The organism is Streptomyces beijiangensis, from assembly GCF_017315755.1.
GTDB classification, from domain to species: Bacteria; Actinomycetota; Actinomycetes; order Streptomycetales; family Streptomycetaceae; genus Streptomyces; species Streptomyces beijiangensis.
This window is the reverse complement of record NZ_JAFLRJ010000601.1, coordinates 1-6570: the sequence shown is the minus strand read 5'-3', so window position 1 is coordinate 6570 and position 6570 is coordinate 1. Positions and strand designations below refer to the sequence as shown.

General features: G+C 71.2%; 5 protein-coding genes and 1 pseudogene. 5 read left to right on the top strand and 1 reads right to left on the bottom strand.

The features are described 5' to 3' along the window. From J0695_RS37395 to J0695_RS44515, 3 genes and pseudogenes are all read left to right on the top strand, one after another. A partial coding sequence (locus J0695_RS37395) for an outer membrane protein assembly factor BamB family protein (RefSeq protein ID WP_206969212.1) occupies positions 1–1722 on the top strand: 1722 nt, incomplete at its 5' end. Continuing rightward, complete coding sequence (locus J0695_RS37390; RefSeq protein WP_206969211.1) at positions 1719–3887, top strand: outer membrane protein assembly factor BamB family protein; 2169 nt, start codon at positions 1719–1721, stop codon at positions 3885–3887. The genes J0695_RS37395 and J0695_RS37390, both read left to right, overlap by 4 nt. A gap of 82 nt (positions 3888–3969) precedes the next feature. Next, positions 3970–4223 (top strand): annotated as a pseudogene (locus J0695_RS44515) (hypothetical protein); the annotation flags it as partial. 99 nt (positions 4224–4322) lie between these two features. Here the strand turns inward: J0695_RS44515 and J0695_RS37385 are convergent. Continuing rightward, entirely contained in the window at positions 4323–4829 is a 507-nt protein-coding gene (locus tag J0695_RS37385) for a cupin domain-containing protein (protein WP_206969210.1), read from the bottom strand. Between the two features lie 139 nt (positions 4830–4968). Here J0695_RS37385 and J0695_RS37380 point away from each other — a divergent pair, with 139 nt between their 5' ends. Both J0695_RS37380 and J0695_RS37375 read left to right on the top strand, forming a co-directional pair. After that, a complete protein-coding gene (locus J0695_RS37380; RefSeq protein WP_206969209.1) occupies positions 4969–5403 on the top strand; it encodes an RrF2 family transcriptional regulator in 435 nt (144 codons plus the stop codon). Further along, positions 5400–6326, top strand: coding sequence for a DsbA family oxidoreductase (locus J0695_RS37375; RefSeq protein ID WP_206969208.1), 927 nt, complete (start codon positions 5400–5402; stop codon positions 6324–6326). Before J0695_RS37380 ends, J0695_RS37375 begins: the two co-directional genes overlap by 4 nt. Positions 6327–6570 lie beyond the last annotated feature (244 nt).

The window sequence follows — 6570 nt, the reverse complement described above, 5'->3', positions numbered from 1 at the left end:
GTCATCGACTTCGGCATCAGCCGTGCGGTGGACGCGACGCAGCTGACCCGTACGAACGCCGTGATCGGGACGCCCGGGTTCATGGCACCCGAACAGATCGTGTCGAGCCGCGAAGCGGGTCCCGCCGCCGATGTCTTCTCCCTCGGCTGCGTCCTGGTCTTCGCGGCCACCGGCCAGGGGCCGTTCGGCGCGGGTACGACGACCGAGGTTCTCTACCGGGCCGTGCACGCGCCGCCACAGCTGGACGACGTACCCGATGCCCTGCGTCCGCTGCTCGTGGCATGCCTGGACAAGGACCCCGACCGCAGACCTGGCACCTCCGCGGTGCTCGACTCGCTGTCCCCCGCCGATTCCTCCGCGCTGCTGTCCGAGGGTCTGCGGTCGGACATCGCGGAGCGGGAGGCGCACGCCGCCGTCCTGGTGTCCGCACCGCCCATGCCCATGACCCCGCTGCTGCCCCCGCCGTCCGCCCCGGAGCCGGGCGGGCCGGGCACGAGCCGCCGCCGATTCCTGTGGATCGCCGCGGCCGGCGGCACCGCCGCCACGGCCGCGGGGGTCGCGGCCGTGATCGGGTTGCGGTCGAAGCCCGGCGGCACGCCGGGAAGCGGCGCCAGCAGCAGCGGCGGAGGCACCACGATCCGGCCCACCGCCGGGCTTGCCGCGGGCCCGAAGCCGCAGTGGTCGGTCGGCCTGGAGAGCGGTGTCGAGCACGCGGACGGACGGCTGCGGCTCATGGGCTCCTCCCTGGTGCACTGGGACAAACAGAAGGCGGTCGGCTACGACACCACCGCCGGATCCAGGCGGTGGACGGCCTCGCCACGCATGCCGTCCGGTGTCTCCCAGGAACCCCAGTGGCTCGCCGTCCACGGATCGATGTTGTACGGCACGGTCGCGGGCGACCGCGGCTACCTGCTCGGCCTGGACGAGAAGGGAACCCTCAGGTTCAGCCACCCGGTCATGGAGCCGGACGGGACGTACGGGCCCGATGCCGTCGTGGACGTCCTCGCTGTCGCCGCGTCGGTCGCGCTCATCAGCTCCGACGGCGGCGGAGGTTTCCGTGTGCACGCCGTGGACCTCGCCAAGGGCTCGGTGCTGTGGTCCCGCAAGATGACCAACAGCACCTTCGGGACGTGCTCGGACGGACACGCCTTTTTCCTCCGCGACGACAATGACGTCCTTCGCGTCGACGCACGAACCGGCAGGCCACAGTGGACAGTTCACGACGTGTTCGAGTCCAATACCGAGCCACCCATGGTCACGGCGGGGGGCAGACTTCTGGTCACAGGCACCGACGTACGCGCCTTCAGCACCGCGAACGGCCGCAAGCTGTGGACCGCTGCCGCCGAGACGACGGAGCTCAGCGGCACATCCGTCCACGGCGGGAAGGCGTACGTCTCCGGCTCCAAGAGCGCCGTCGTCGCCCTCGACGTACGTGACGGCAGCCAGTTGTGGCGGACCGCGAGCCCGGTGTCGCTCAACAGCGGAACGTTCCTCGACGCGGGCCCTTCGGTCTCCGCTTCCGTGGTGACCGAATCCCTCTCCGACCCCCAGGGCTTCATCGTCCTGCGCGCGACCGACGGCAAGCCCCTCTGGGCGCACCGGGCCACCGGCGGCAAGACGGCGGCGTCCGGCAGCGACGAATGGAAGGTGCTGGCCGTCGGAAGCACCGTCTACGCCGCATCCGCCACCACCCTTTCCGCGTTCCGGAGTGACGCCTCATGACGATCCAAACCACCCCGTCCGCCGTGTACATCGGCCCGTACCGGGTCATCCGGCAGATCGGCGCGGGCGGCATGGGCCAGGTCCACCTGGCCGCGTCGCGCAGCGGCCGTGCGGTCGCGGTCAAGGTCGTACGCCCCGAACTCGCCGCCGACCCCGACTTCAGGCGCCGCTTCAAGGCCGAGGTCGACGCGGCACGCGCGGTCGGCGGCGCCTTCACCGCGCCCGTCGTGGACGCCGACCCGGACGGCCCGCAGCCTTGGCTGGCCACCGCGTACATCCCCGGCCCCGCGCTCTCCGAAGCGCTGGACTCCCATGGGCCCATGCCCGAGACGACCTTGCGCGTGCTGGGCGCGGGTCTCGCCGAGGCACTGGCCGCCATCCACCGCGCCGGACTGATCCACCGCGACCTCAAGCCGTCCAACATCCTGCTCACTCACGACGGGCCCCGGGTCATCGACTTCGGCATCAGCCGGGCCATCGACAGCACCATGCTCACCGCCGAGGGCCAGGTCATCGGATCGCCCGGCTTCATTTCGCCCGAGCAGTCGCGGGGCGGCGAACTCACGCCCGCCAGCGATGTGTTCGCCCTCGGCGGCGTGCTCGCCTTCGCCGCCACCGGTACGCCGCCCTTCGGAACCGGCGCCGCACACGCGCTGCTCTACCGGGCGGTCCACGAGGCACCGCAGCTGGACGGCGTACCGCCGGCCCTGCTCGGGACCGTCGCCGCCTGCCTGGACAAGGACCCCGCCCGGCGCCCGACCGTGGAGCAGTTGCAGGCGTGGCTGCGCCCGGCGACCTCCGTGGGCTGGCTCGGCGCGATCGAATTCCAGGTCACCGCATCCGAACGCACCTTGAACGACGAGGTACGCCGCCCGGGCATCGGCCGGCGTCGGCTGCTGATCGGCGGCGCGGCGCTCACCACTACGGCGGCCGCAGGAACCGCCGCCTGGCTCCTGCGCCCGGACGACGAAAAAGCCTCCGGAGGGCAAGGGCAAGGGGCGGCCTCTGCCCTGCCCCGGCTCTCCTGGACGGCCGACCTCCCGCACGCCCCCCTGTACCCACGCGCCCTGACGAAGTCCACGGTGCTCTGTCTCGGAGAGAACGCGGGGGCGTGTTTCGACCGGGCCTCCGGCCGGCTGCTGTGGCAGGACACGAATGGCGTGGACTTCTACGCCGCCGCCGACGACCAGCGCGTCTACACCGCACGCGCCGACGGCAAGATCCATGCGCTGAACGGCCGTACCGGAAAGGAACTCTGGGCAACGGATCTGCCCGGGTCCGGTGCCGTGACACCGAAGTTCACGGACGGCTCCCTGCTGGTGACCACCGACCAGAGGCGTTACCAGACCCTGGACACGGCCGACGGAACCGTACGGTGGCAGACCCCGGACATCGGCGCGCTCGCGGTCGCCGGCATGACGCGCGACGGGCGCCCGATCCTGTGGAACACAGCTGCCCAGCCGAAGGCGTCCGCCCGGTACGGCGACTACAGCGTCGTGTCGCCCGACACGGGCGAACTGCTGTGGTCGAAGGACCTGGAGAAGCTCTACGCGCCGCCGGCCTCCGACGTGCTGTACGGCATCGACAGTGACATGAACCTGCTCGCCATCGACGCCGCCGACGGCTCCACTCGCTGGAGCAAGCCGGCCCGGCTGCCTTCGGCAACCCGTCAGTTCCTCGTGTTCCTCACACTGGAACTGCACCAGGGAGTCCTTTACGGCTACCAGGACACCGAGAGCACACGGGCGACGGCCGGAGTGGTCGCCGCCTTCGACCCGGCGACCGGCAACACCCTGTGGAGCCGCACGACAACCGCCCCCGACAAAGGCGGCTTCGCCCACTCCGGCGCGACTGTCTGCTACCTCGACAAGGTCCTGCGTGCTGTCGGTGCCAAGACCGGCACCGACCGCTGGACAGCCGGCTCCGGTCTCGGCGAACTCACGTTCCTGGGCGCCCTGAGCGGCCTCTACATCGCAGCGACGAACAAGGGGCTGTACGGCTTCGACGACGCCACAGGCAAGCAGGCCTGGCACTACCCGGTCAGTGGTGTCTCCGGCGAGTGGACGACCCCGCTGTTCTCCGACGACCAGTTCGTCGTCGGCTCCTCGGGAAAGCTGTTCCACTTCTCGGCGCCCAAGGGAAAGACCGCGAGTCCGGCCGCGTAACCGGTGCACCGCGCCGGAAACCCGGATGACCCGGCCCCCGCCACTCTGGGATCCTGCCGGAATGGATCACTGACTCGAAGCTCTGATCGTCCGGCACACCCGCCGGCTCCCCTCCCCCGCAGGCTCTGCGGGGCAAGGGGATGTCGCGGCGCGGCAGTTCGACGCCGCCCTGATGTCCGTGGGATTCAAGCTCTCGGCCGAACTCCTGGAGCGGCTGTCGGACCTGTCCGAGGGCGCAGTCGTCGACACGGCCGCAACGCCTACTTCATCGACTTCCCGGCCAACGTGCCCGACACCTTCGACTTCTGGATGCGGCGCATCGCCGAGGCGCTCGCCACACACCGCCTGTTGGCAGGGACAACGCGTACGTGACCGCGGCCCGGTGGGCGTCCGAACCGCCATGGGAAGTCACCGCCGGTACGACGCGCAGTCCCGTCACACCTCGTCGGTCCGCAGCGCGTACAGCTGCGGAAGGTTGACCACGATCGCCTCCTGGGTGCTGCGGGCGATGACGACCACGGCCTCTTCGGCGGCGTCCGGGTTCTCCTCGCGGTGCGGCACGAACGGGGGGACGAAGATGTAGTCACCGGGTGAGGTACGCAGACGGACCTCACCCGCTTGCTCGCCCGAGTCGTCGAGGAAGACGAACTCGGGGTGTCCGCTCACCACATAGATGGCGGTCTCGGATTCACCGTGGTGATGGTCGGAGGAGGACGTGGAGGGGGCGACGTGGGTCTGTCCCATCCACAGCTTTTCCGAACCCGCTTTGCGTCCGCTGACGGCAGCGAATCTGCGCATACCTCCGCTCTGCGCCGTGTCGCCGTCGAGATCGTCGGCACGGATGTGGTGCAGGCGCGTGCGCAGGGGTGCTGCCGGCTGCCCGCCCGTGTCAGGAAGATGGGGGTGGAAACCCTCGCCGGGGGTCGTCAACGGCTCGCTCATGGGTGGGGACGCTAGAGGGGCCCGGGAAAGGATGCCAAGAGGTGTCCATTACCCTTCACCTGCGGCAATGTTCCCGCAATGCGGGAGGGGAACCGAAAGAAGCCCTCGTGGCGCGCACCTCGTCGGGCATGATGTGGGCATGCATATCTCCGCGAAGGCGGACTACGCCACGCGGGCTCTGCTGGAGCTCGCCTGCGAACCCTCCCGCCCCCTCACGTGCGAGGCCATCGCCTCCTCGCAACAGATCCCGTTCCGGTTCCTGAAGTCCGTGGTGGGCGAGCTGCGGAAAGCCGGTCTTGTACGCAGCCAGCGCGGCTGCGAGGGCGGGTACTGGCTCGGCCGGCCCGCCGACGAGGTCACGCTGCTCGATGTCGCGCGCGCCGTGGACGGCGAGTTGATCACCTTGCGGGGTGAGACGCCTGCCGGTCTCAACTACCCCGGCCCTGCCTCCGGCCTGCCCGGGGTGTGGCGTCAGGTCGAGGCGGAGGTCGCCGCGGTCCTGGGCGGGATGACTCTCGCCGCGCTGATGCCCGCCGGGGCGGGCGTACAGCTGAGCCGTGAGGGAGCCGCGTGACGGTCGCATCGGACCAACCGGCCTTGGAGGCCGTTGAGTTGGTGGAGTACACCGACCCGCTGTGCCCCTGGGCCTGGGGGTCGGAGCCCGTCTTCCGCCGGCTCCGGGCGGAACTGGCCGGCCGGGTCCGCTGGCGCCGCGTGTACTGCGTCCTCTTCGACCACGACGACGACCCGCCGCCCGATCCGGCGGCGGAGACCGCCTGGTACGCGCGCTACGTCGACGACATCAGCACCCATACGCGGGCGCCGAGGGCGCTCCGGCTGAGCCGGGTGGCGGCAAGCTCATGGCCGTCCTCGCTCGCGGCCAAGGCCGCCGAATCACAGGGCGACGAGGTGGCCGAGCGGGTGCTGCGCCGGCTGCGGGAGAGCGTCTTCGTCCTCGGGGAGCCGGCGGACACACCCGCGCTCGCACTTGCGGCGGTACGGGGCGTGCCCGGCCTGGACCTTGAGCGGCTGGCCGCCGACGCGGCATCGGCCGCCGTACTGGAGAAGGTGCGCGCCGACCGTGCCGAGGCGCGTCGCCCGGTGGGCGAGGTGCTGTCCGTACGCCACGAGTCGCCTCATCCCGGCGCCGCCAAGGAGACCACCGACGGCGGACACCGGTACGCACTGCCGACGTTGCTGATCCGCACCGCCGCCGGATGCCGCGCCGTGCCCGGCTGGCGGTCGTACGAGGAGTACGCCACGGCGGTCGACGAGCTGTGCCCCGGGCTGCCGCCGGCTCCCGTACCACTGGCCCCGGCGGAAGCCCTCACGCGGTACGGGAGCCTGACCGGCCCCGAGCGCGAGCTGCTGACGCACGGCCAGTGGCCCCCGGCCGGCGCCGTCCGCGTCGAGACCGGCAACGGCCCTGTGTGGCTGCACCCGGAGGAGGCCGCAGCGCACCCGGCCCACGGCCGCAACTCTCCCGCCGAGCCCTGACAGCCCTCTGATCAGCGGTCAGAGGCCGTCCCGCCGAATGAGACACCTTTTGGTGTCCATTGACAGCCGCTGACAGCTGCCCCCAGGATGTGCAACATGCTCACGACGCACCCCGGTGTGGTGTGCCGCTACGTGGACCTGCGGCGTACCTCCAGCGCTCTCTGTCGCTGACCACCCGCCGCTCACGGCCCACAGGCGCCTGACCCCGCCGGCACCGGCCACCCGCTGCCGCCCCGCGCCCGCC

What these genes read in the sequence shown, in the direction of transcription:
- J0695_RS37390 (WP_206969211.1), top strand. Translation starts at nt 1,719, where the DNA reads ATGACGATCCAAACCACCCCGTCCGCCGTGTACATCGGCCCGTACCGG.
- J0695_RS37385 (WP_206969210.1), bottom strand. Translation starts at nt 4,829, where the DNA reads ATGAGCGAGCCGTTGACGACCCCCGGCGAGGGTTTCCACCCCCATCTT.
- J0695_RS37380 (WP_206969209.1), top strand. Translation starts at nt 4,969, where the DNA reads ATGCATATCTCCGCGAAGGCGGACTACGCCACGCGGGCTCTGCTGGAG.